The sequence below is a fragment of the Bacillus sp. FJAT-22090 genome (assembly GCF_001278755.1).
Lineage (GTDB): Bacteria > Bacillota > Bacilli > Bacillales_A > Planococcaceae > Psychrobacillus.
This window is the reverse complement of record NZ_CP012601.1, coordinates 671,283-696,026: the sequence shown is the minus strand read 5'-3', so window position 1 is coordinate 696,026 and position 24,744 is coordinate 671,283. Positions and strand designations below refer to the sequence as shown.

The following is a 24,744-nucleotide window of genomic DNA, read 5'->3' as shown; positions in this document are numbered from 1 at the left end:
ACTATAAAGCTCGATTTCTCTTTATCTACATGTTCTAATAGAATTGAAATAAGCTCCCCAATTACGACAATGATTAATATGCCAAATAAAATTGTTTGAATGATGAGAGTTATCCTTTCCCACTAACTAATAGTTTTGCAAAGAGCATCGTTAATATAATCGTGAAAAAGAACGCAAAAGCAATCAATACCGAAATAATAGATAGTACAAAAAGTGTTCTTCCAATATCATCTAGAAGCCCACTTATCCCTGAATCTAAAAACGGTTCCAAAATTGCAGCTAATAGTCTATATAAAAAAGCAATTAATATTGTTTGAATCGTTGGAATCGAAACTAACACTAATACGGAGATTAGTAATGAATTTCCAGTTATAACCGAGGCTGATGAAGAATATGTTTTCATCGTGCTAATACTTTCGGTTAATAATGACCCTACAAATGGGATAGAGTTTTGTATTAATCGTTTAACAGATTCATTAACCGCTCCTCCTACCGTCCATGTAATCACACCATTGACTGTTATGAAGAAGCTGTATAATACAAGGATTACTGACGTAATACCAATTAATGTCATCCTAATAAGATCTGACAGTTTCGAAAAAGAGGTCGCTGGATGTATTCGACTGATCAAATCTAGAAGAAATGCAGCCATAATTGATGGTATCAATACTTTCTCTGCCATAAATGCTGTAAACGTTGAAAAGAATACTACCGCTGGATTCCATAAAGTTACTAGCAACGCTCCACCAGAAACAGCAATACCTGCGGTCAGTACTGGATACATTCCTAAAAAGACTGTAACTAACTGGCTAGTAAGGGTTTGAATCATTTCTAGCGTTCGATAAGCAGGTTCTAAACATAAGAAGCAAATAAGATAAATAAATAATAACTTTAACAATCTTTTGCTCTTAGGAATGAACCATTCTAAGCAAAGAAAAATAAAACCAAATAGCAGGATATACGTAAATGTTTGAATGACTTCTTTTACTGGGAGTAGCAAATTCGTGAGCATTTCATCCATTTTGATTCATTCCTTCAAGAAAGTAGTCCCATTATGGAAAAGAATTTAGAGTAAAATTGTTTCATATGATCGAGCCAGGCAAGTAGCAATATTGCTTTTGTTGTAAAAGTTAGTATAGTTGCAAGGCTTGTATACTCATAATCCGTCAAAAGTTCCTCAATTATTTGAGAAACTATTAAAAGAATGACAGAGAACATAAGTAGCTTAAATACTGGTAAGAGATTAGTTGGTATAACGGAGATAAATTGATTTGTATTAGGGATAATATAAGTCATTAATAAGTATGTTAAGAATAAAAATATAAAAATTGTATAAATAATAGAGTGAAGTCGTGGATAAGTTTCATCAATAAATTGCAGCAAAATGAATGCGATTATAATCGTTATGTATACTATCATTTGCTAACTCGACATAATAAGCCATTCAAGGAATGTGGATATTTCATAAAAAAACACCCTCAGTAAACGAAGCAGCTCAATGGTCATATAAATATATCCTACAAAAAATAAAAAAAAGGCAAACTCTTTTTTTCCGGTTGATTCAAAAAACAAATGAAGTATAGCAATTAATAACCCTATACCAGCAACTCGAAGTACATCGTGAAGTTCCACAATGCCTCCCCCTTCCATATCTTCAGCATATGATACAAGTTCTTCAAATATGAAAAAGAGTCACGCATTTTGCGTGACTCTTTTATCTTTAGATAAACCTGAAGTTTATTGTTTCTTTTGCATTAAAAATTGAAACTATTGATTTTCGTTCCAGGCGGACGCTTTCCGCGGGCTTGGCTTCAGCCTCCTCGGAGCTATCGCTCCTGCGGGGTCTTCAGCTCAAGCTAATCCCGCAGGAGTCGCCGCCTTCCGCTCCAATCAACGTAATAGAACTCTATATAAGTGAATATTCGTGTTTTTAGTTACAAGAAGCAATTATGAAATTTATTCATTAAGATATAATTATATGATACAGCAAAAAAGGCAGTTAGAATGAAATCATTCCAACTGCCTCTATTTCTTAATAAGGAGTCACATTTTTGCATGACTCTTTAATGAAATTAAACTATATAACTATTTTTAAATTAAGCTCTTGATACGTATGATCCTTCATCTGTGTTGATAATTAGTCGATCTCCAACATTGATGAAAAGTGGAACAGTTACGACTAAACCAGTTTCAAGAGTTGCAGTTTTAGAACCACCGCCAGAAGTATCCCCTTTAATACCAGGTTCAGTTTCAGTCACTTCCAGTTCAACTGATTTTGGTAATTCCACTCCAAGTGTTTCTCCTTGGTACTGAATAACATGAATTTCCATGTTTTCACGTAAGTATTTTAATTCGTATTCGATTTGTGTTTCGTTTAATTCAAGTTGCTCATAAGAATCTGTATCCATGAAAATGTGTTGATCTCCACTTGCATATAGATATTGCATTTTTCTGTTATCAATTTGAGCTTTCTCTACTTTTTCACCAGCACGGAAAGTTTTCTCATTTACTGAACCATTTCTAAGGTTTCTAAGTTTAGAGCGAACAAACGCTGCTCCTTTACCTGGTTTAACGTGTTGGAAATCCAGTACACGATAAAGTACTCCATCTACTACTATTGTTAAACCTGTTTTAAAATCATTTACAGAAATCATTATTTTTCCTCCAAATATTAAGATAAAATGAGTAATTCTTTTGTCGAATGCGTAAGTTTTTCTAGACCATTTTCAGTTACAATTGCATCGTCCTCTATACGAACTCCACCGATATTCGGTAAGTAAATTCCCGGCTCAATTGTAATAATCATCCCTGGTTCTAGTGTAATATCAGATCGGAAAGAAAGCCCTGGACCTTCATGTACTTCAAGTCCAATTCCGTGACCTAAAGAGTGACCAAATGCTTCCCCATATCCTTTTGAAGCAATATAGTCTCGTGCAATTGCGTCTGCTTCTTTACCTGTCATTCCTGGTTTTATTTTTTCCAATGAAAGTAATTGTGCATCTAAAACTACTTGATAAATCTCTTTTAATTGGTCACTCGGTTCCCCAACAGCAATTGTTCGAGTTGTATCTGAAATATACCCATTATAAAGTGCACCGAAGTCAAGTGTTACAAAGTCCCCTACTTCAATGACTTTGCTAGTTGCAACGCCATGAGGTAGTGCAGATCTTACACCAGAAGCAACGATCGTATCAAAAGATGAAGACGAGGCACCAAGTTTTCTCATGAAGAATTCAAGCTCATTTGACACTTCAAGCTCTGTCATCCCCGGTTTTATGTATGTAACAATATGGTTAAAAGCCTCATCCGCAATACGACAAGCCGACTTTATAATACTAATCTCTTCCTCGGTCTTAATCAAGCGAATTTTTTCCACTAGTCCTGACAGTGGCACTAAATCTGCTTGGATAGCTTGTTTATACAATTCATAGCCACTATACGTTAAATCGTCTTTTTCAAATCCAATAGAATTAATGCCCATTTCTGTCACTTGGTTAGCAATTTCTTCTATTAAAGTTTTTGTATGCTGTACAATACGGTAGTCCTTTATCTGACTAGCTGCTTGCTCTGTGTAACGAAAATCTGTAATGAATACTGCATCGTTTTTGGACACAATTGCTACACCAGCTGTACCAGTAAAACCAGTCATATAACGTCTACTATAACCGTTTGTAATCAGTAAAGCATCCACACCTTGTTCTTCTAAAGCAGCACGTAACTTCTCAAGTTTCATCATTATACCCCATCTCATTTTCTATTTATATCTTCACTTTATTTTATCATAGGAAGAGACGCGGGTAAATTTTTCATTTACTAAGAGGATTATCCTGTGCATGAAAAATAGCAGATTCCATCATAAACCTTACTAACATTACAACGATACAAATAAATGGAATCGACAAATGTTTAATTGTTTTCGCAAGCGTATCCTTATCTAAAAATATCCATTCCATAATAATTGCAAGAATGATTCCAAGTGCCAAGCTAGTAATAGAGGTAGGAATTTTAATAAAAATCAGACTTATATAATAAAATACAAAACAAATAAACCATACTACAATAAAAAGAATGACCCATTTCCCTAGAGCACGGACTGATTCGAACATTTGTAATTTTTCTGCATAACCAATTGGACTCCACTTGATCCAATGAAACAAATCGATCACTTTAAGCAATAAAGTGCAAATTAATGCAGCTACAAAACTAGTACTAACTGATAATCCCTTTTCTTTCATAATCATCTCTCCTTTTTGCTTCAGTTTGATGCTGAAAGATGAATATTAAACAAAAAGGAATAAAACTTCTAAAAAACAAAAAAACACATACCGAGGAGTTACTCTCGAGCATGTGTTTTTTTGCGCATTTATTTTATAATCCGCACTTTAATTGCGCATTACAATTTGTACATGTGTTACATCCGCCCATTTCTTCCACTGTTCCTTTTCGGCAAACTGGACAAGTATTACCAACTTCAGAACCGATTGTAACATTTGTTGAACGCAAATCCTGAATCGTATCAATTAAAACGATTGGTCGTTTTTCAAATACTTTTTCTTCTTGTCTTTGATCGTCAAGCGTATTTTCTTCTGCTTTCAATGTTAGAACTTGAGAATCTCGACTTCCATCAACATAAACAGTTCCACCTTTAGCTCCGCCACGGTATAGACGTTCATATACACCTTCTACTTGTTCAACCGTATAGCCTCTTGGTGCATTAACTGTTTTAGAGATTGAACTATCAATCCAGCGTTGAATAATACATTGAACATCCGCATGAGCTTCTGGCGCTAACTCCATTGCAGTAACAAACCATTCAGGTAAGTTGTTTTCATCTGCATCATTGTTTGCTTGCAAGTACTCTTGAACGATATCCGCTTTTACTTCAATGAACTTTCCTAAACGTCCACTTCTATAATAAGTGAAAGAATAATAAGGTTCTAAACCAGTAGAGACTCCTACCATAGTTCCAGTAGATCCTGTTGGAGCAACTGTTAGTAGATGTGAGTTTCTAATTCCATTTTCAACGATAGAATTTCTGATTTCCTCTGGCATAGATTGCATAAAACCAGTCTCTGTAAATGCTTTACGTAGACGATTTGTTTCTTCTTCTGTTTCTGCAGTTAAAAATGGGAAACTTCCTCGTTCAATTGCTAAGTTCGCTGAAGTTTCATAAGCAGCAATTGCAATCGTTTTAAATACCTCGTCAACGAGAATATTGCCTTCCTCAGATCCGTACTCTTTTTCGCAGTAGATTAAAAGATCTGCTAATCCCATAACTCCAAGACCTACGCGTCTTTCACCTAAAGCTTGTACTTTATTTTCTTCTAAGAAATATGGAGTTGCATCTATTACATTATCCTGCATACGAACCCCAACACTCACTGTTTCTTTTAGAGCTTCAAAGTTAACCGTTTTAGTTTCCTTGTTAGCAAATTGAGCTAAATTAACAGCTGCAAGGTTACAAACTGAATATGGAGCAAGCGGCTGTTCCCCACATGGATTCGTAGCAACTACTTTTTGTCCATATGCTTTTGCATTCGTTTTTTCATTCGCATTATCAATAAAGAAAATACCTGGCTCAGCAGAATAAGTAGCACAAATATTAATTAAATTCCATAACTCTTTTGCTTTTACAGTGCGATATGTTCGAACAGCATAACCCATTTTCTCCCATTCACGAACATCTCCAACTTCATGCCAATGTTTGTTATAAAATACCATCTCTTCTGGAGAATAGGTTTCAATTGCCGGGAAACGTAGTTCGAAGTCTGCATCCTCTTCGACTGCTTTCATAAAGTCATCTGTCAACGTCACAGAAATATTTGCACCTGTTAAAAATTCAGGATTGTGAACAGTAAAATTACCACCATCACGAAGTTTTGTTTCTGCTTCACGAATGATATCATCGCTGAAGCCACCTAATCCAGGAATCGCTTTATAATTTACTATTCCCTGGTACATTGCTTCTTCTTGATTGGATAAAGGGGTAAATTTAAGCTTGTCCTTAGCTAATTGTTTAATCGTCTCATCATTCGTATTTTCAATTAAAAAACGAAGAATTCGAGGGTTTTGCATTTTAGAAATGATAAATTCCGCAATATCCGGGTGCCAGTCAGCAAGCATTATCATTTGTGCTCCTCTTCGGGAACCACCTTGCTCAACTAAGTGAGTTAGTTTAGCAATATCATCTAGCCATGATACCGAACCAGAAGATTTACCATTTACACCTCTAGCTAATGTATTACGCGGGCGAAGCGTCGAACCGTTCGTTCCAACACCACCACCACGACTCATAATTTCCATCACTTGCTTACGATGGTCACTAATTCCCTCGCGTGAATCGGGAACAAATGGCATTACGTAGCAGTTAAAGTAAGTTACGTCTGTACCTGTACCCGCTCCATAAAGAACTCGTCCAGCTGGAATAAATTTTAAAGAAACTAATTGTTGGTAGAACTTCTCAAACCATTCCTTGCGTTTTTCCTCTGTTTTTTCAACTGAAGCAAGTCCAGTAGCATTGCGTTTGGCAATTTGCTCATAATACACTTCCAACGGTTTCTCAATAACATTAAGAGAACGTTTTACAATTCCTGATTCAAGTTCATCTTGATCATCAATTGCACTTCTATAGTCTTCTTCAATAAGCACTTCTGCAGTTTTTGTCGATTGGTCGATTGAAACGATATGACCTAAACCGCGTGCAGGAAATTTCGGGTCAGCTTTTACAGTAAGAACGACAAAATCTCCTGCTTTTAGCGTTTTCTTTTCCGTATCTTTAAATGAATAACGGTCAATCATTACTAGTCGGGAAACACCTTTGTGCGTCAATTTCATGTCTTCTGTAATTGGGTGTACTTGTGGAAATAGTTGAATGTCTTTGTTTAACTGATCAATGTTAATGGTTGCATTATTGTTCTGAGATGCTAATACCATCATATTGCCTCCCTTTTATTTAAAAATAAAACACACCATATATGGTGTATGGTTATTTTTAAACCATACTATATGTTGTGTTTTTTTGCAAATATATGAATTTCGTCAAAAGTCATATGTAGCAATGGTCAATGGACTTATTTCCTAAAAAAATAAATTTTATTTTTTAAAATTCCATTGATTATTATCATAACGCTTTTTTTCAAGCGCATTTACGTATAATTCTTGTTCTTCTGATAGGGCAAATTCTACTAATTCAATCTGCAACGAATCTTCAAATCCTTTTTTGAATGCTTTTTTGCACTCGTCGATTGTTACAGGATTTTGACTAATTTTGTTGATGGCCACAGCTTTTTTAGATAAACTTGCTTTTACTCTCTCACGTAGCGCTTCAGAAGAAAATTTAAACGTCTGGATAAGTTTATCTTCATCCAGATCTAATAAGATTGCACCATGCTGTAAAATAACACCTTTTTGACGTGTTTGGGCACTTCCTGCAACTTTCTTTCCTTCTACTACTAATTCATACCAACTTGGCGAATCAAAGCAGACAGCAGTTTTAGGCTTCTTTAGATTTTGCTTTTTCTCTTCTGTGTCTGGAATAGAAAAGTATGCATCTAAACCTAGATTTTGAAATCCAAGCAATAACCCTTCACTTATCACACGATAAGCTTCTGTCACGGTTGCTGGCATATCAGGATAACTTTCAGTCACAATCACGCTATATGTTAGTTCATGCTCATGTAGTACTCCTCTTCCCCCAGTAGGTCTACGAACAAACCCCAGACCTAAACGATTTACTGCATCTAAATCTATTTCTTTTTCAACAGATTGAAAATAACCGATCGATAGAGTCGCTGGATTCCATTCATAAAAACGAATTACTGGTGGAATCAGCCCTTCACTGTGCCAATCTAGCAAAGCCTCATCAAGCGCCATGTTATAAGATGGACTACAAGGTCCAGAATTAATAAAGTACCATTTTTTCTTTTCCATCAAATCTTCCCCCTAACAACCTTATTCATTTTATCAAATAGATTGAATTGTATCTAGTGAATCTTTTATAATGAATATGGAAACATAGAAAGGGGAAAGACCGTGTTAAATATTTTATACACTCTACTTGTAGTAATTATTGTTTTACTAGTTTATGCTGGTATCCAAGCTCTCCGTTTAAAGAAGACCGTTACAAACCTTAATCAGGAGCAATTTATCGAAGGCTATCGTAAGGCACAATTAATTGATGTGAGAGAACCTAAGGAGTTTGATTCAGGTCATATTCTTGGCGCAAGAAATATCCCTTCCACACAGCTTCGTCAACGTTATAAAGAAATTCGTCCAGATAAACCAGTTTATCTATATGATCAAAACGGCGCAAGAAGTGCACGTGCAGCAATGTTCCTAAAGAAAAAAGGATATACACAATTAAACCAACTTCAAGGCGGATTTAAAACTTGGACAGGTAAAATTAAATCTAAATAATACATAAAGGTTCTTCTTATCGTTAGAGGAACCTTTTTTATTTCAACACTCACTAAATTTTCTGGAGGTATGGAATGAAAGAGAAAACGTTATTTTCACATCACGAGGATTTTAGAAATACTCTTCCTAATTATGAGGACTTTGCGCTTGTTTCAAAAAGGATCATTTGGGCCTTAAATGAAAGAAAACAAGGTGATTGGAAAAATATCTCAATTGGAGAAACAATATCTCAACTTGATGCAAACTTATTAGAAATGATGGAGAAAAAATTATTAGCTTATGAAACACTGAGCTATATTTTCGAAACACAGCCTCTAGGTAAAATTATGAGTAAATCTACTTTAAATTTAGGGACAGGTTTAGAAATTACGGAAACCTTTGAAAATAAATTGATCTACTTTCCAGAATATGATGTAGGAATGACATTGTCTTTTAACTATTCTTCTAGTCATAGTTGGCCGGAATATCGTTTCTTTTCTACGTCAGCAGAAAAAGCGTTACTATTTTTAAACGATATCAACGAAAAGTTAAGACAATTACTTATGCAATCGATTACTTATTTAGTTGATACAGAAAATGGAGTCCAACGAAGAAATTATGGCGAGCAAGCTGTTGTGAATCGTGAGGACGTATTATTAGCACATAGCATAAAGCAAGATATATTTCGTTCTATTGATGAATTTTTTAAAGAGGACGGTCATTTTTTCAAAGAATATGGCCTACCCTATAAACGAGGAATTTTACTATATGGCAGTCCTGGGAATGGGAAAACAACTTTAGTTAAGTCCATCACAGGCTCAACGAAAGCACCTGTTGTTTATTGGCAAATTACCGAATTTACTGGAAGTCATTCTATTCAAGAAGTATTCGGTATCGTGACAAGACTTGCTCCTGCAATTCTCGTTATTGAAGATATTGATTCGATGCCTGAATATACGAGATCCGTTTTTTTAAACACTCTAGACGGTGTTCAATCTCGAGAAGGGTTATTTATCATCGGAACGACAAACTACCCGGAAAAAATAGATCCAGCGCTTATCAATCGTGCAGGTCGGTTTGACCGTGCATACGAGATACCATCTCCTTCGGATAAAGTTCGAGAGCAGTACTTACGAAAGTTAGATATTAGACATATTTTTACGGACGAACAATTTACAGATATGGCGAAACGTTCAAAAGGGTTATCTATGTCCCAGCTTAACGAATTGTATATGTCGGTTGCATTAAATTGGCATTATGATGGGAAACTGGCATATGAAGAGCGTATTGAAGAGTTGTTAAAACAAAATAAAAGATCTATGAAAAAAGAATGGGAGAATGACGAACATTCTATTGGCTTTTGAATCGAAGAAGTGAATAGCTTCTATTGGCTATTTTAGACTGTGGACAAACGCGAAGAATATCGAGGTTGCCCTACGGTCTGGACAGAATTTTCATCTAAACATTTTTAGATTCTATTACCGCTGATTTTCAACTGCGGACGGACGCTTTCCGCGGGCGGTCCGTGAGCCTCCTCAGGCCGACAGGATGTTGGTCATGAAGGCGTTGCCACACGAAGTGGCGTCCTTAGCCTTCGTTCCTTTGTTAGCTCCTGTGGGGTCTCACAAGGACACGCTGTTCCCGCTGGAGTCGTCGTCCTCCGTATCAATCTACTGATGGCTCCATATACCTGGACACGCATTTCCTACTGGATTCGCGCTCCTCCGTTTCAGTACATGAATAATACAAACTACTCTAACTATAGAAATGAATAAACAGTCCTTTCGATTTGAGATATCTTAATGTTGAAAACCAAGTTAAACGATAGACAACTTTACGAGGTTTAAAAAAATGTACCCGCAAACAATGCTTACTTTTACTCTCGCTACATGTACAAGGTAAGATTCCCCTGTATAAGTAGCATCCTCAGCTTTTCTATTAAAATCAAAAAAATGACAAAAGGTACCGAGAGGACATCCTCTTGATACCTTTTGTCTATAATTAGAAATGCGATTATCTCGAATCTCTTTTCAAGTTTTATGCTTTTGTATAGCGCAATACTGGATGACGAGCAGCTTTTGTTTCGTCTAAGCGATTGATTACTGTCGTATGTGGTGCGTGTTGAACGATTTCTGGATTTTCTTCTACTTCTTTTGCAATTTGAATCATTGCATCACAGAAAGCATCTAATGTTTCTTTTGATTCTGTTTCTGTTGGTTCGATCATCATACCTTCTTCTACATTTAATGGGAAGTAGATTGTTGGTGGATGATATCCGAAGTCAAGCAGACGTTTTGACATATCAAGTGTACGGACACCTAATTTCTTTTGACGACGACCGCTAAGTACGAATTCGTGCTTGCAATGGCGGTTATATGGTAAATCAAAATATGCTTCTAAACGTCTCATCATATAGTTTGCATTTAGAACTGCGTATTCAGTTACAGCTTTTAGACCATCTGGACCCATTGAACGAATGTATGTGTATGCACGTACGTTAATTCCAAAGTTTCCGTAGAATGGTTTCACACGTCCAATTGTTTGAGGACGATTATAGTCAAATTTATATTGATCATTTTCTTTTACAAGAACTGGGCTTGGTAAGAAAGGAATTAGATCTGCTTTAACTCCAACCGGACCTGAACCTGGACCACCGCCACCATGAGGACCTGTAAATGTTTTATGCAAGTTTAAATGAACACAGTCAAAGCCCATATCTCCAGGGCGTGCTTTAGACATAACCGCATTTAAGTTAGCGCCATCATAGTATAGTTTTCCACCTACACCGTGAATGATTTCCGCTAATTCTAAAATACTTTCCTCAAATAAACCAAGCGTATTTGGATTTGTAAGCATTAAAGCTGCTGTATCTTGACCAGCAACGCGACGAAGATCCTCTAAATCTACTAAACCATTTTCGTCTGATTTTACTGTAATCGTTTCAAAACCTGCAACTGTAGCTGATGCTGGATTTGTACCATGTGCGGAGTCAGGAACAATTACTTTTGTACGCTGAGTATCTCCATTTGCCTCATGGAATGCACGAATCATCATTAATGCAGTCCATTCACCATGGGCACCAGCTGCTGGTTGTAGTGTTACTTCATCCATTCCAGTAATTTCTACTAAATGTTGTTGTAGATCATACATTAATTCCATAGCACCTTGCACAGAAGACTCATCTTGTAATGGGTGAATATTTGCAAATCCAGGGAAACGTGCTACTGATTCATTAATTTTTGGATTGTACTTCATCGTACAAGATCCAAGTGGATAGAAACCAGTATCTACTCCATGGTTACGATTCGATAGAGCTGTATAGTGACGCATAATATCAAGCTCTGATACTTCTGGTAGCTCCGCTTCTTCTTCTCGAAGTAAGCCCTGTGGCAACAAAGAATTAATATCTACTTCTGGAACATCGAGCTCAGGTAGACTATATCCTACTCTACCTTCCTTTGTAATTTCAAAAACTAGTGGTTGATTATCCTTATGCATAAAGAGCCCCCATTTCTTGCACGAGTGCATCTATTTCTTCTTTTGTACGTTGCTCTGTAACGGCAATTAATACATGATTTTTAAGGTCAGAGATAACACGACCTAGGTCGAAACCTCCAATAATTCCTTTTTCAAGAAGTGCTTTGTTTGCATCTGCTACAGATCCATTTACTTTAACTACAATTTCATTGAAGTGAGGTCCTTGGAAAGGAACTTCAAATCCAGCTTTTTCAAATGCTTGTTTTGCATAATGAGTCTTTGTGATATTTTGAATTGCCATTTCTTTTACACCTTTTTTACCAAGAGCAGTCATTGCTACTGATGCGGCAAGTGCATTTAACGCTTGGTTTGAACAGATATTTGAAGTTGCCTTGTCACGACGAATATGTTGTTCACGAGCTTGTAATGTTAAAACATACCCACGTCGACCTTCTTCATCTGTTGTTTCCCCTACTAAACGTCCTGGAACTTTACGCATAAGCTTAGAAGATACAGCAAAGAAACCACAATGAGGTCCACCAAATGCTTCTGAGATACCAAAAGGTTGAGCATCCCCAACTGTAATATCTGCACCAAACTTTCCTGGAGGAGTTAAAGCTCCAAGAGCAAGTGGATTTGCAGATACAACAAATAATGCTTTTTGAGCATGTGTTAGTTGCTCCACTTTTGCTAAATCTTCAATTTGACCGAAGAAATTAGGATATTGGACTAAAACAGCTGCTGTTTCTTCATCTACTAACTCTTCTAATTTCGCTAAATCAGTTACACCATTGTTAGTAGGAATCGTCACAACTTGAACGTTTTGACCTTTTGCATACATTTTTACTACATCAATATACTCTGGGTGAACAGCTTCCGAAACTAATAGTTTTTTTCTACGCGTGTGACCAGCTGCCAAGTTACCAGCTTCCGCAAGTGCAGTACCACCGTCATACATAGAAGAGTTTGCTAGATCCATTCCAGTAAGCTCACAGATCATTGTTTGAAATTCAAAAATAGCTTGTAGTTCACCTTGAGAGATCTCCGGTTGATAAGGTGTATAAGCAGTGTAAAATTCAGATCTTGAAATAACGTGATCTACGATTATCGGTTTAAAATGATCGTAAACTCCTGCACCAAGAAAGGAAGCATACTTTTTACTATGTGCATTTTTATCAGCAAGTACAGATAATTCTTTTAACAAAGCAGACTCCGCTTTAGCAGGTTTAATATTATACTCACCTTTAAAACGCACTTTCTCCGGAATGTCTGCAAACAATTCATCAACGGAAGAAATGCCTATAACATCTAGCATTTCCTTTTGATCTTGTTCAGTCATTGGTAAATAACGATGCTTTATCAAATGGACAACCTCTTTCTGCGATTATTTTTGTTTTTTATAAAATGGCGTAGCTACTGTGACAGCTTTCAAACGCTTATTTCTAATTTCAACTTCTAATTGCGTGCCGATTTCTGTAAAGTCGGCATCGATCAGTGCAAGGCCAATATTCTTTTTAAGAGTAGGAGATTGCGTTCCAGTAGTTACAAATCCAATTTGTTTTTCACCAGCGAAAACTGGATACCCTGTACGAGGAATTCCTTTATCAATCATTTCAATACCAACGCTTTTTCTCGGTACACCATTCTCTTTTTGTTCAACTAGTACAGATTTACCGTTGAAGTCTTGCTCTTTTTTGAGCTTCACAACAAATCCGATTCCAGCTTCTAATGGAGAAATATCTTTTGAAAGCTCTTGCCCGTATAAAGGAAGACATGCTTCAAAACGTAAAGTATCGCGTGCTCCAAGTCCACAAGGAAGTAAACCTTCCTCTTTACCAGCATTTAAAATGCTGCTCCATAATTCGGAAAGATCCGTACTAGCTGCATAAAGTTCAAATCCATCCTCACCTGTATAACCAGTACGAGAAACAAGAACCGATTTTCCAGCTACTTCGACATGATCTGCAAATCGGAAAAATCCAATTTCCTCTAGATTTTTGGAAGTTAACTTTTGTAAAATACTTTGTGCGAGTGGTCCTTGTAACGCTAACAGTCCATAATCATCTGATTTATTGACAAGTTCTACATCACCAGATGCATTTTGCTTCAGCCATTCAAAATCTTTTTCAATATTAGATGCATTTACGACTAAAAGATAGTGGTTATCTTCCATCTTGTAAACTAATAAATCATCTACTATACCACCGTCTTCATAACACATAGCAGTATACTGAGCTTGGTTATTTACAAGTTTAGAAACATCATTCGTCATCACTTTTTGTAAAAAAGACTCGCTTTGCGAACCGGTTACAAAGATTTCTCCCATATGAGAGACATCAAAAAGTCCTGCTTTCGTTCTTACCGCTTCATGTTCTTCCTTAATACTAGAAAATTGCACGGGTAATTCCCATCCACCAAAATCAATGGTTTTCCCACCATAATTGGCATAGTCTTCATATAGAGGTGTACGCTTCAACTGTTCTGACACAAAATTCTCCCCCTTTATAATTTTCACACAAAAAAAGACAGAGTGACCCCTTTAAAAAAACAGGGGTTCTCTGTCCTGGCACCTGAAAGTTTACCGAAAACGGCTTTCCTCTTTGGTGGCTTTGCGTGATACTCAACGAAAGCACTCTCCAGAGTTGCGTCCTATACGAGTTCTTTTGCCTGAGAGATTCATAAATTTCTTTACTTGCTCCTTCGGCGACGCACTTTAGGCGTTCTCTCCCCGTATCCTCATCCGCTAAATCTGTAATTATCACTCGCTTTGTCTATATCCTAACATTGAACGCAAAAGTAAGCAATCCTTTTTAATAAATTAGTTTAAAGACGAACATTTTGTATCAATTATTTAAAATCATTCGCCTTTCAGCCTATTTACTTGATAACCAGCATATTCTGTCACTTGTCGTAAATGACGATTTTCCGTAAGAATTGTAATGTGTGCAGCTTTCTTATAATTTTTACGTCTTTTTATATATAGTTGCTCCAATTCTTCCCTAGTACTACTTTGAACGACAGGTCTGTTTTTATCATTCTTCACTCTCATCCAAATATCTTGAAAAGTAGCATCTAAATATAAAACCAGTCCCGTCTTACGCATTATTCGAATATTTTCCTCATTCATCGCAACGCCGCCACCAGTGGAAATAATGCAGGACTCATTACGAAAATTTTGAAGAAACTCTGTTTCAATCTTACGAAAATAGGACTCTCCCTCCTGCTCAAATATTTCAGGAATCGTCCTTTTTTCTTTTTTTACAAGCTCTTTATCCATATCATAATAGGGCATCTTCAATAAATAGCTCAGTCTTCTGCCGACCGCACTTTTTCCACTACCCATAAAACCGACTAAATATACTTTGTACACGATTCACCAACTCACTACTACCAGAATTATTGTTCGATTGTATTAAAAATTTCTATTCTTTTGATAGTAGCATTAATATTGCTCAATTCCAACGAATCATATGTTCGATATTTCGATTGATAAGCAGTAGTGATAGATAAAATAGTTAGAGAAACAAATAACAGAAGTAAAATTGAAGCCGGCAATAGTACACCTCTCTCACTCTGAATTATACGTAACATAAAATGTATGCTCCTTATCTATCCCATTCTCAAATTCTACAGAAAAATATAACAGTCGACCTTCCATGCTTACATTTATAGATTTCACATGGAGTAACATTTGCTCATGTCCTAACCTATTTTTTTGTTTTCGAATCAGATTTTGATAAATTTCTATATCAAACTCATCTTCATCCTTAATAAAACGAATACCAGTGTTTCTTGTTTGTACCATTATCGTATCTAAATCGTTCAAATAGTTTTCTACATCTTCTATAAACAAAGCCCACTCTATTTCGGTAGGATTAGTCACCTGAACTTCCACCAAACTCAACCAACCAATAGTTACAGCGAATATATGAGAAAATATTAGAAGTACAGAGAGTTGAAATACTGATTCGATCAAGGTATATCCTTGTTCATTATTTTTGTTCAATAAGATATAGGTAGGCAATTCATTTTCTCCTCACTCATCCCTTCATAATTTACACATATTTGTTGATTTTCAATTGTAAACGTATATTCTATCTTATCAATCCACAAGGAACCATGTAGCAAACGTTCTGCAAAGTACATTTTTACACCTTCATTTATTACAATCGAGGAATGATATTGCCTTTTCTTCTCTTCTAGTTGAACTACCATATTACTTAAAATAGGCAGTAACATAGTTGCTATTAGAAATATTACACTTAAAGACACGATAGTCTCTGGCCAGGAAAACCCCTTGCTATTATTCATATTTTAATTTTCCTTTACCTATATAAACGTAAACTTCCTTTAATCCATTGTCTGTTTCAAACAATAGAGTTCCAAATTCTTTGACAGTTCCATTTGGGTGAAAGACTATTTCTTTCAAGTAACTATTTTGAGATAATCGAATTCCTTTCGGCAATTCATATTCCATATATATTTCATTTGAATGTCTTGCTTTATATTTTGTTCCATTCTCAAAAAAGTTTAAATTAGTATAAATTCCTTCTGCCAAAGCAGTACTTTGAAGACTTTGTACATCCAAGTGAAACTGTTTGAAAAAACGCTTCTCTTCCATCTTCTCAAACTTAGAAGAGGTCACAAAAATTATAGAGGCAGACACTACCATTACTATAGCAAGAACAAGAAGCATTTCGATAAAAGTAAATCCTTTTTCATGTAAGAGATATCGTTTCATTTCTAGCAGCTACGTCTCCAGTAATTGTTACACTTCCATCATTCTCATCAATGATGATGTCTGTGCCATTAGGGCAACTCTCAATTCCTTTAAGATATCCCTCTTTTGTTAAATCCTCTACTTTTGGAATCTTTTTAAACTCTATTTTGTACGCTTGAATTTGTCCTTCCACCATTTTAGCAAAAGCCTTGCAACCCTTATCATCTATGGAGGCTGAATGCTTCGTCACATTTGGTATTGTTATTAAAATCAGAATAGAAATAATTAGTAACACTATCATCATTTCTATCAAAGTAAATCCTTTGTTGTTCCGTATCAGTTTTATCAATAGTTCCTTCTCCTTTTATACAATATTGATCATTTTATAAATTGGTAACAAGATTGCCAAGTATGCTCCAATGATAAAAATAGCTAGTATTAAGAAAAGTGTAGGTTGAAGAATACTTAAGTATTTGGATAGCTTTTCTTCTATTCTTTCTGTTACGAATTCGCTATACAAGCTCAACTCTCTACCTAGGTAACCACTTATTTCCCCGTGAATAACAAATTGATGGAAGTCTTTAGTAAAATGATTTAGCAACAATAAAGCATCTGAAAAAGACTCTCCATGTATTATTTTCTCTTTCATTTGAATCGAGATATATTGAAGAGTTTTATGTTCTTCCTGTTTGATCAACGAATCAAATGCTTGCTGAAGTGACATGCCGCTATCTATCAGCACTCCCATTTCTCTAGAAAATACTCTTGTCAAAAAAAGTCGATACCATTTATTTACTAACGGAACTTTTAAATAGAAAGCTATCTGAAACTCTATTTTCTTATTACGTATCATTTTTATAAGAACTAACATAGCAAAACAAAGAAATAGGAAACCAATCAAGAAATAATTAGGTAATTGCAGTAGTATACTCGTCCAAATTAAAGAATTGTCAGTATCTCCAGAAGATCTTGTATGTAGCAACGATTCCATATTTGGCAGGAAATAAATCTTAAATACAGTAAAAAGTAGGAAAATTACTACAAACAAAAATAATGGATACATCAATAAACTATTTAATCTTTTTCTAGCCCTTTCAAAAATAGCCGCTTGGACACTTAGAACAAATATAGTATCTTGAAGTTTCCCGTGGTTTGTTGCCAAATCGATTGGAAGCAATAGCCTATTAGGAAAGCCTAATAATCTAAAAACTTCCGTAACACTTAAACCGTTTTTGTGCACTTCCGTCATTTTTATAATTACCAAATCAGAATTTTTCACATGAAATGGTAGCAACATAGAAACAGATTCATGAAAGGTATAACCTTCTTGTAATAGTTCGCTAAGTCTTTTTAAGAAGGAAGGTTGTATATGCGATGGGATCGTTTCCCGTTTACGCGTACAATAGTCATTAATTTTTTTGAATAACACCTTCACGCACACCTCTCTCTATTTGATAAGAAAGTGTTAACGAATGAGGAATCGTAAAATCCGTTCCAGATATTAATGAGTTTAACGCTTCCATCAAAAGGTCTTCCGAAATAATTTCAAATATTGCCGATAAATCGGGCTGTTTAGTAAAGGAAACCGTCACGAGTCTTTGGGCAACAATACCAATAACTGTTTGCTTTAATTCCTCAGCCGATACTCCAAGATCCATCAACCGATATAATGAACCTACAGCATTTTTGGCATGAATAGTTGAAACAACCAAATGTCCTGTCAAAGCAGCTTGAATCGCAGCTTTTGCAGTATCTTCATCACGTATCTCGCCGATCATAATGACGTCTGGTGAATGCCTTAATATCGCTTTCAATCCTGCTGCATACGTGACGCCTGAGCGTTCATTCACTTGAATTTGCAATAAGTGAGATTGACTATTTTCAACAGGATCTTCTAGCGAGATTACATGTCGATTCAAATTCTCCGAACAATACTTAGTGAGTGAATACATAGTTGTAGATTTGCCTGAACCAGTAGGACCAACAAAAAGGACTAATCCTTGACGATTAGTAGCAAGCTCCACTATTTTGTCGGAAGCATCTTGAAATAAGGATAAGGAATGCAATAGTTTCGCATTATCATGTTGTTGGAGTCGAATAACTAATGACTCTCTTCCGAAAATGGATGGTAATGTAGAAACACGAAATGAAAATTTTTGAGAGTTAAAAATTTGTTGAAAGGAACCACTTTGTGGTTTTCTTTTTTCGCTGATATCAAGAGAGGATAAAAATTTGAAGAATGAAATAAACCGTTCTCCCATGTTTAGGGGAAGCTTCCCTGCTTCAAACATTTGAGAATTTTTCTTAAAGTAGTAATAGTAATTTTCTTCGTTTGGAATCATGTGCAAGTCTGAAGCACCAAAACCATGAGCCTTCTTAAGTAACTGAAAGCATTTTTGTTCAATAATATTTTCTAATTGCTGCATGCATCTTTCCTTTCTCCAGGTACAAGTTGTGACCGCAAAACAGCTTGTACAAAACTAGTATACTTGGAAATTAATTAAAAAGATAGATATATTATAGAATTTTCTAATAATTATATCGAATTAGTGAAACTCCTTTGGTAATTACAAAAGATTTATTATAATATAGACAACATGTAGAAAAGAGGGAAAAAGATGCCGAATACATTACAGCTTACTAGTACGTTAGCCGATGAAACAAGGTATTCTATTTATCAATATATAGTAAAAGAAGCAAAAGTAGTTTCGGTACAGGAAATAGCCGATCAATTTGGTATACATCCGAATGTTGCGAGATTGCATCTATCTAAACTAAATGATTCCAATTTTTTGCGTTCTGAGCTTATCAAGAACAGGAAAGGTGGAAGACCTGCAAGAATTTATAGTCTTGCTGAAAATCCTGTATATTTAAGCTTTCCAAAGCAAGAGGATCACCTTCTTTTACAGTGGTTAATAGATCTTGTAAGTTCTCTTGGTGAGCAAGCTATTGTAAAAGGAAAAGAAATTGCATATGAAAATGGGAAACAGCTAACGAGCAGTAAACTCACTTCTCCAGCGTCCTTTGAGGAAAAAATACAAATATTAACGGCAAATGCGGCATCTATCGGTTATTTTCCGACTATACAAGAGAAAAATCATAAAAAAGTGATTACGTTCGCCATTTATAATTGCCCCTACAAAAATCATTTGAAAAGTCAATCCGATTTAATTTGTGCATTACATGAATCCTTTTTAAGAGGACAATTTGATGCATTATTTCCAACAAATGATTTTATTCAATTGGAAAGCATGCAAGATCAATGTCAAAATTGCTTATATCACATAGAAGTTTTATAATGAGAATTAATGAACGAACATGTAACACTCAAAGTTACTTCTTTTAAAAACTTATAAATGGAACATATTTGTGACAAAATAAAGTGGAATACAAAGAAGAAATATTTTATACGGTTTACATGCGCGAACACTTTCATTTATAATGAATATGAGAATATTTGTGTCGTTGCAAAAGGAGGGACTACAAATGGGCAATATGTATAAAGTAATGGCTTTCTGGACAGGGATTTTTGCAGTTATGTTTTATTTAGGTGATATGACAGAAGCTTCTTTACTATTTTTAGCAAATACGGGGATTTTCCTTCTTTTAGGGTTCTTAAACCTTTCTGAACGTATGTATATGTACATCTTTGGAGCTTACCTAATGTTCTTCTTCGCTGGTTTTACATACTACACAACGTTTATTCACGTACCAGGAGCTGGACATTAATAATGTTCACAAAAAGGCAGTTAGAATGATTTCATTCTAACTGCCTTTTAATATTGATTTTGCTTATGGTTTACCATTAACTTGTTGGAGCGTTCCCTCGACTCCTTAGGAGTTCATGTAATAAAGGGTAAGAAGCCACATCCTCATGCTATACAACATCGTGTTTGCCCCAGTGGCTCCGCGTCGCCCACGGAAAGCGAGTAGCTTCGAAACTGTCTACTTCTCAATTGTTTCAGTCAAAAACCATTTAAAAATGGATTGGATTCCATTTCATTTTCTGGAGTTGTCTCTGGACCATGACCAGGGTATAAAATCGTTGTTTCTGGCAAGGTTAATAATTTTGTATGAATAGACTTCATTAATTCTGCGTTGTTTCCTCCGGCCAAGTCCGTTCTTCCTACACTATTTTGAAAGAGTGTATCGCCTACAATTGCAAAAGACTCACTTTCAAAATAATACGTTAAACTACCTGGTGAATGGCCAGGTGTATGAAAAAGCTGAATGGAGAAATCCTCTATTTCTAAAATGGATTCGTTTGACAATATAACATCCGCTTCTTTGCATGTAATAGATGGAATTTCAGCATATTTACCAGAACCGTTTTTGGAAGGGTCCATTAACCATTTCTTTTCAGCATTATGTATATAGACAGGAACCTTAAAAGCATCTCTTACAGGGTCTACCGCACCTATATGATCAAAATGGGCGTGTGTTAACAAAATTGCGACTGGTTTTAAATTCAATCGTTTCAGTTCACTTATTAATTTTTCCGCATCACCACCAGGATCAAATATTAAGCAATGCTTTGATGCGTTTGATACGATATAACAGTTTGTTTGTATATATCCTAATGGATAAGATCTAACATTTAATATAATAATCACCTCTTCCCTATTCTAATCGTTTCTAATTCTTTGTTCAATTATTCGCCACTTTTATCTCTCGACAAAAATGGCGAATACAATTACAATAGAAGAGGAATATGTAAAGCGACATTCATTTTCTGATGTCGAAAGGAGTGTCTTTCATGAACTTATTAATGGTTATTTTTGGACTCGTTACAGTTTTAGCTGTAATCGGCACTTTCCAAGCTTTCAAAGAAAAGAATGTGCTAGGAGTTCTATTTAACTTTGGTACATTTGCTGTTTTTGGCTTCTTTACAGTCATGACAATCGTGAACCAAGGTTTTCCACCAAGCTTACACTAAAATGTTATGAAAAAAGCTGTTGTACAAGTTGTACAGCAGCTTTTTTCTATTCTTCTAGTTGTAACCATCGCTGTTCTTTAAAAGGATTTGTCTGAATCCAATGATCTTTCTCGTATCCTGCAAGACAGGTTTCTCCGTTTGGCGAACAATCAATTGGTTGAGCGTTTACCTCTCCCAATTCTTTCTCGCCTTCCAATGAATAAATTGAAAGAACTCCTCTTTGATCAATCTCATCCATATTCCCTGCTTCCACCGGTTTAATAAGAAATAATGAATTTGTATCTACAATAGAAATGGTTGGAATAACCCATTCCGAATAATTGCTAATAGCAGGCGTTGTCCATTCAAAGGAATTTTCATGATTCTTATCTTGCAAGCGATATTCAAATATATTTTTCGGTTCATTGATTTGAATATATAACATACTTTCACCTAAATTTTGAACATCCACTAAATGAGTTTCCCCTGTTTCTTTCAGTGTCTTCTCTTGAACAGAATATAGCATTAATTCATATCCATCTAAACCACTTTCAGACACTCTAAACACCATCAAATGCTCATCATCATACCATTTAACGAATGGATTTTCTACCTCAATTGATTGTAATTGTTGAGTAGACCCATCATAAACAAATGTATTAAACGTCCAATCATCATAAAAAGCCGTGAATACTATTAGATCTTGATTTGTTGGATGCCAATCCATATATAATTCATCTGATTCAAAAGTTAAACTTTGTACTAAGAAACCATTCTTATGTATAATTTGCACTTCTGCTGAAGAAGAATTATTTGATGTATGTAATAATATCAATTCTTTGTTTGGATGTATGGTTGCTTGAATAATTGGTAGTGTAGAAGTATAAATAACCTTCCATGTATTTTTTGAAACTGAATAAGATTGCACAGTCCATTTTCCTTTATCTATAAGTACAAAAGCAATCTCGTCATTAGAAAGCCAACCAATCACACTGTGAAAGTTTGAGGAAGCCATTGAAATGGAAGGGATTTCTTGAGAAGGTGATTTGGACGTATTTTCTGGAACTGAAATTTCATCTGTAACCGGGGTCTTAACTTCTTCTCCCCCAGGAATATTGATCTCTGTACAAGCTTGAAGCAATAGAACAAAAACAATAAGAATACCGATTCTCTTCAACTGACTCCCCCTTTCACCTTTATAATATTAGACGCACGAGTTGCCCTTTTGTTTCATACGAAAAGCACAGACTTTAATTTGTCTGTGCTTCTTTACTACTGCTCTTCTTTTTCAGCTTCATCAATTAATAGGTTTCCTGTTTTTAGATCGTAGAAACGGAGTAAATCTCCATTAATAATTTGATCAGAATAGCCTAGTTCTTGTGTTGCTCGATCTATATAAGGCTGGCAGCTAGCCATATCAGTTTCTTCTCCTGTTTCATTGTCAAAACAAGTGTTTCCAGCGTAAACCAATTTATCTGTAACAAATCCACCGTCTCGGAAAATAACAAAATCCTCATGGTCGTCAGAGAATACATCTGCTCCTAATTGCATATCTTTAGCAGTTTCTACACCAAGTAAATGTAATACTGTAGGTCTAATATCAATTTGACCAGCTGTTTCTGTTACTTCTTTTCCAACTCCACTATTAGGAATATGAACAAAGAATGGAACTCTTTGAAGTTTTGCAGATTCATATGGTGTAATTTCTTTTCCTAAATATTGAGACATTGCAGCATTATGGTTTTCAGAAATACCATAATGATCCCCATACATTACAATGATAGAATTGTCATACAATCCTTGTGCTTTTAAATCTTCAAAGAACAACTTCAACGCTTCATCCATGTAACGTACGGATTGGAAATACTTGTTCAATGTACGTGAATTAGAATTATATGGAGGGATGAGTTGATCCTCTTCATCTAAATCAAATGGATGATGGTTTGTTAATGTAATTAGTCTAGAATAGAACGGCTGTGGCATTTGTGCCATATGATCAACTGATTGTTCAAAGAATGGAATATCCTTCATACCCCAGTTAACAGCATCGCCTTCTTTTACTTCATAACTATTTACATCATAAAATTTTTGAATAGAAAGTGCTTGATACATCATATCGCGATTCCAGAAGCTTTTGTTATTAGGATGCATTACGTTTGTGTAATAGCCTTCTTCGTTTAAGCTTTCTGCCATGGAATGAAACTTATTTCCTCCATGGGTAAAGAATACAGCTCCACCACCAAGTCCGTAGAGTGAATTCTCCACAATAAACTCTGAGTCTGATGTTTTACCTAGACCAGTTTGATGATAAAAGTTAGAGAAGTAAAACGTATCTTTATCTTTAGTCAAAGAATTTAAGAATGGTGTAACTTCATATCCATTCATATCATTATTAATAACAAAGTTTTGTAATGACTCCATGGAGACTACGATTAAATTACGACCATCTGCAAGCCCAAACATTTCAGCCTTAGGTTCTGCTTGGTTAGATCGTACATAGTTATTTACTTCTACGAGTTCACTACCATCAGCAAGTGCTCGCTGTGCATGAGACTTAGACTGAATATATATATCATACAAATGATAATTGTAAGGTCCTAGATTTTTCACTAACATTTCACGGTCAAAGCTTCTTGTAAGAAGCTGAGGTCTTTCTATTTCAGCTAATCCCAAATTTAAAAACAACACTGCAGCAGAAAGTACAAAGTATGCTTTTCTTTGTGCAGGTTTTACAATCGATATTTTGTCACCAATTTTCAACCATTTTAAAGCAGCTATAATGATTACCACATCTGTAAAGAAGAATATATCTGTTATGTAGATACTTTCCATAGCAGATGAACCTAAATCACCAAAATTACTTGTTTGGAATAATACTGGTAACGTTATAAAGTCTGTAAAGAAACGATAGAATACAGCGTTTGCATACAGAACGATTGCAAGTATTAAATTTGTAATGACAATATATCTATTTCTTGCTTTTGGACTTTTAAAGAAAAGTGATAGCCCATATACAAATAAAAGAAAACTTAACGGGCTTATAAATAGTATCGCTTGTTGCATCATATTCTCGATTTTCATATCAAAGCTAGTATGGTAAACCACATATGTTTTAATCCATGTTGCCACAATAGCTATAACAAGAATAGAATGTGTCGGCCAATTTTTTTTCTTCATGCCTACATCCTCCCCTTTTGTACTCTTAATAGTAGGAATAAAAGTAACAAAATATATCTTA

27 protein-coding genes and 1 riboswitch are annotated in these 24,744 nt (G+C 35.4%); of the genes, 5 read left to right on the top strand and 22 right to left on the bottom strand.

Annotated features, from left to right (window positions below; translation table 11 throughout):
- Positions 1-109 precede the first annotated feature (109 nt).
- The 8 genes from AM499_RS03545 to AM499_RS03510 all read right to left on the bottom strand — a co-directional run bounded on the left by AM499_RS03545 (position 110) and on the right by AM499_RS03510 (position 7,929).
- On the bottom strand, positions 110-1,021 hold the full coding sequence (locus tag AM499_RS03545; RefSeq protein ID WP_053588908.1) for a stage III sporulation protein AE: 912 nt from the start codon (positions 1,019-1,021) through the stop codon (positions 110-112).
- A gap of 14 nt (positions 1,022-1,035) precedes the next feature.
- A complete protein-coding gene (locus AM499_RS03540; RefSeq protein ID WP_053588907.1) occupies positions 1,036-1,419 on the bottom strand; it encodes a hypothetical protein in 384 nt (127 codons plus the stop codon).
- A 3-nt stretch (positions 1,420-1,422) separates the two neighbouring features.
- Positions 1,423-1,632 (bottom strand): SpoIIIAC/SpoIIIAD family protein, encoded by a 210-nt coding sequence (locus AM499_RS03535; protein WP_053588906.1) that lies wholly within the window; start codon positions 1,630-1,632, stop codon positions 1,423-1,425.
- Between the two features lie 464 nt (positions 1,633-2,096).
- A complete protein-coding gene (gene efp, locus AM499_RS03530) occupies positions 2,097-2,654 on the bottom strand; it encodes an elongation factor P (protein WP_053588905.1) in 558 nt (185 codons plus the stop codon).
- A 17-nt stretch (positions 2,655-2,671) separates the two neighbouring features.
- Entirely contained in the window at positions 2,672-3,736 is a 1,065-nt protein-coding gene (locus AM499_RS03525; protein ID WP_082355159.1) for a M24 family metallopeptidase, read from the bottom strand.
- A 70-nt stretch (positions 3,737-3,806) separates the two neighbouring features.
- Positions 3,807-4,235 (bottom strand): hypothetical protein, encoded by a 429-nt coding sequence (locus AM499_RS03520; RefSeq protein WP_053588903.1) that lies wholly within the window; start codon positions 4,233-4,235, stop codon positions 3,807-3,809.
- 133 nt (positions 4,236-4,368) lie between these two features.
- A complete protein-coding gene (locus AM499_RS03515; RefSeq protein WP_053588902.1) occupies positions 4,369-6,933 on the bottom strand; it encodes a vitamin B12-dependent ribonucleotide reductase in 2,565 nt (854 codons plus the stop codon).
- 159 nt (positions 6,934-7,092) lie between these two features.
- Positions 7,093-7,929, bottom strand: coding sequence for a lipoate--protein ligase family protein (locus AM499_RS03510; protein ID WP_053588901.1), 837 nt, complete (start codon positions 7,927-7,929; stop codon positions 7,093-7,095).
- 111 nt (positions 7,930-8,040) lie between these two features.
- On the opposite strand from AM499_RS03510, the gene AM499_RS03505 reads away from it, so the two are divergent.
- Positions 8,041-8,415: a rhodanese-like domain-containing protein gene (locus AM499_RS03505; protein WP_375219389.1), complete on the top strand. Its 375-nt coding sequence runs from the start codon at positions 8,041-8,043 to the stop codon at positions 8,413-8,415.
- A gap of 74 nt (positions 8,416-8,489) precedes the next feature.
- A complete protein-coding gene (locus AM499_RS03500; protein ID WP_053588899.1) occupies positions 8,490-9,758 on the top strand; it encodes an AAA family ATPase in 1,269 nt (422 codons plus the stop codon).
- A gap of 673 nt (positions 9,759-10,431) precedes the next feature.
- Here the strand turns inward: AM499_RS03500 and gcvPB are convergent.
- The 11 genes from gcvPB to comGA form a co-directional block, all read right to left on the bottom strand.
- Positions 10,432-11,892, bottom strand: coding sequence for an aminomethyl-transferring glycine dehydrogenase subunit GcvPB (gcvPB, locus tag AM499_RS03495; RefSeq protein ID WP_053588898.1), 1,461 nt, complete (start codon positions 11,890-11,892; stop codon positions 10,432-10,434).
- Complete coding sequence (gene gcvPA / locus AM499_RS03490; protein WP_053592083.1) at positions 11,885-13,231, bottom strand: aminomethyl-transferring glycine dehydrogenase subunit GcvPA; 1,347 nt, start codon at positions 13,229-13,231, stop codon at positions 11,885-11,887. The genes gcvPB and gcvPA overlap by 8 nt, the downstream gene beginning before the upstream one ends.
- Before the next feature lie 24 nt (positions 13,232-13,255).
- Positions 13,256-14,359, bottom strand: a complete 1,104-nt coding sequence (gcvT, locus tag AM499_RS03485; RefSeq protein ID WP_053588897.1) for a glycine cleavage system aminomethyltransferase GcvT — start codon at positions 14,357-14,359, stop codon at positions 13,256-13,258.
- Positions 14,360-14,516: 157 nt separating this feature from the next.
- Positions 14,517-14,611: riboswitch (glycine riboswitch) on the bottom strand.
- A 117-nt stretch (positions 14,612-14,728) separates the two neighbouring features.
- The gene (locus AM499_RS03480; protein ID WP_053588896.1) at positions 14,729-15,241 is read right to left on the bottom strand and encodes a shikimate kinase; all 513 of its coding nucleotides are present in this window, start codon (positions 15,239-15,241) and stop codon (positions 14,729-14,731) included.
- A gap of 26 nt (positions 15,242-15,267) precedes the next feature.
- The gene (locus AM499_RS03475) at positions 15,268-15,462 is read right to left on the bottom strand and encodes a hypothetical protein (RefSeq protein WP_053588895.1); all 195 of its coding nucleotides are present in this window, start codon (positions 15,460-15,462) and stop codon (positions 15,268-15,270) included.
- Positions 15,440-15,895 carry a competence type IV pilus minor pilin ComGF gene (gene comGF, locus AM499_RS03470; protein ID WP_053588894.1) on the bottom strand — a complete coding sequence of 152 codons (456 nt, stop codon included), beginning with the start codon at positions 15,893-15,895 and terminating at the stop codon, positions 15,440-15,442. Before comGF ends, AM499_RS03475 begins: the two co-directional genes overlap by 23 nt.
- Positions 15,874-16,182 carry a type II secretion system protein gene (locus AM499_RS03465; protein WP_053588893.1) on the bottom strand — a complete coding sequence of 103 codons (309 nt, stop codon included), beginning with the start codon at positions 16,180-16,182 and terminating at the stop codon, positions 15,874-15,876. The genes comGF and AM499_RS03465 overlap by 22 nt, the downstream gene beginning before the upstream one ends.
- Positions 16,175-16,612, bottom strand: a complete 438-nt coding sequence (gene comGD / locus AM499_RS03460) for a competence type IV pilus minor pilin ComGD (RefSeq protein WP_053588892.1) — start codon at positions 16,610-16,612, stop codon at positions 16,175-16,177. Before comGD ends, AM499_RS03465 begins: the two co-directional genes overlap by 8 nt.
- Complete coding sequence (gene comGC, locus AM499_RS03455; protein ID WP_053592082.1) at positions 16,590-16,937, bottom strand: competence type IV pilus major pilin ComGC; 348 nt, start codon at positions 16,935-16,937, stop codon at positions 16,590-16,592. The genes comGD and comGC overlap by 23 nt, the downstream gene beginning before the upstream one ends.
- Before the next feature lie 18 nt (positions 16,938-16,955).
- Positions 16,956-18,020 carry a competence type IV pilus assembly protein ComGB gene (gene comGB, locus AM499_RS03450; RefSeq protein WP_053588891.1) on the bottom strand — a complete coding sequence of 355 codons (1,065 nt, stop codon included), beginning with the start codon at positions 18,018-18,020 and terminating at the stop codon, positions 16,956-16,958.
- On the bottom strand, positions 18,001-19,017 hold the full coding sequence (gene comGA, locus AM499_RS03445) for a competence type IV pilus ATPase ComGA (protein ID WP_053588890.1): 1,017 nt from the start codon (positions 19,015-19,017) through the stop codon (positions 18,001-18,003). The genes comGB and comGA overlap by 20 nt, the downstream gene beginning before the upstream one ends.
- Before the next feature lie 192 nt (positions 19,018-19,209).
- Here comGA and AM499_RS03440 point away from each other — a divergent pair, with 192 nt between their 5' ends.
- Entirely contained in the window at positions 19,210-19,890 is a 681-nt protein-coding gene (locus AM499_RS03440; protein ID WP_053588889.1) for a helix-turn-helix transcriptional regulator, read from the top strand.
- Positions 19,891-20,077: 187 nt separating this feature from the next.
- On the top strand, positions 20,078-20,320 hold the full coding sequence (locus tag AM499_RS03435) for a DUF2626 domain-containing protein (RefSeq protein ID WP_053588888.1): 243 nt from the start codon (positions 20,078-20,080) through the stop codon (positions 20,318-20,320).
- Between the two features lie 236 nt (positions 20,321-20,556).
- Here the strand turns inward: AM499_RS03435 and AM499_RS03430 are convergent, their stop codons facing one another.
- Entirely contained in the window at positions 20,557-21,195 is a 639-nt protein-coding gene (locus AM499_RS03430; RefSeq protein WP_053592081.1) for an MBL fold metallo-hydrolase, read from the bottom strand.
- A 152-nt stretch (positions 21,196-21,347) separates the two neighbouring features.
- On the opposite strand from AM499_RS03430, the gene AM499_RS03425 reads away from it, so the two are divergent.
- Positions 21,348-21,527, top strand: coding sequence for a DUF2759 domain-containing protein (locus AM499_RS03425; RefSeq protein WP_053588887.1), 180 nt, complete (start codon positions 21,348-21,350; stop codon positions 21,525-21,527).
- A 46-nt stretch (positions 21,528-21,573) separates the two neighbouring features.
- On the opposite strand, the gene AM499_RS03420 is transcribed toward AM499_RS03425, so the two are convergent.
- Both AM499_RS03420 and AM499_RS03415 read right to left on the bottom strand, forming a co-directional pair.
- Positions 21,574-22,683, bottom strand: coding sequence for a YqgU-like beta propeller domain-containing protein (locus tag AM499_RS03420; RefSeq protein ID WP_053588886.1), 1,110 nt, complete (start codon positions 22,681-22,683; stop codon positions 21,574-21,576).
- A 95-nt stretch (positions 22,684-22,778) separates the two neighbouring features.
- A complete protein-coding gene (locus AM499_RS03415) occupies positions 22,779-24,683 on the bottom strand; it encodes an LTA synthase family protein (RefSeq protein ID WP_053588885.1) in 1,905 nt (634 codons plus the stop codon).
- Between the last annotated feature and the right edge of the window lie 61 nt (positions 24,684-24,744).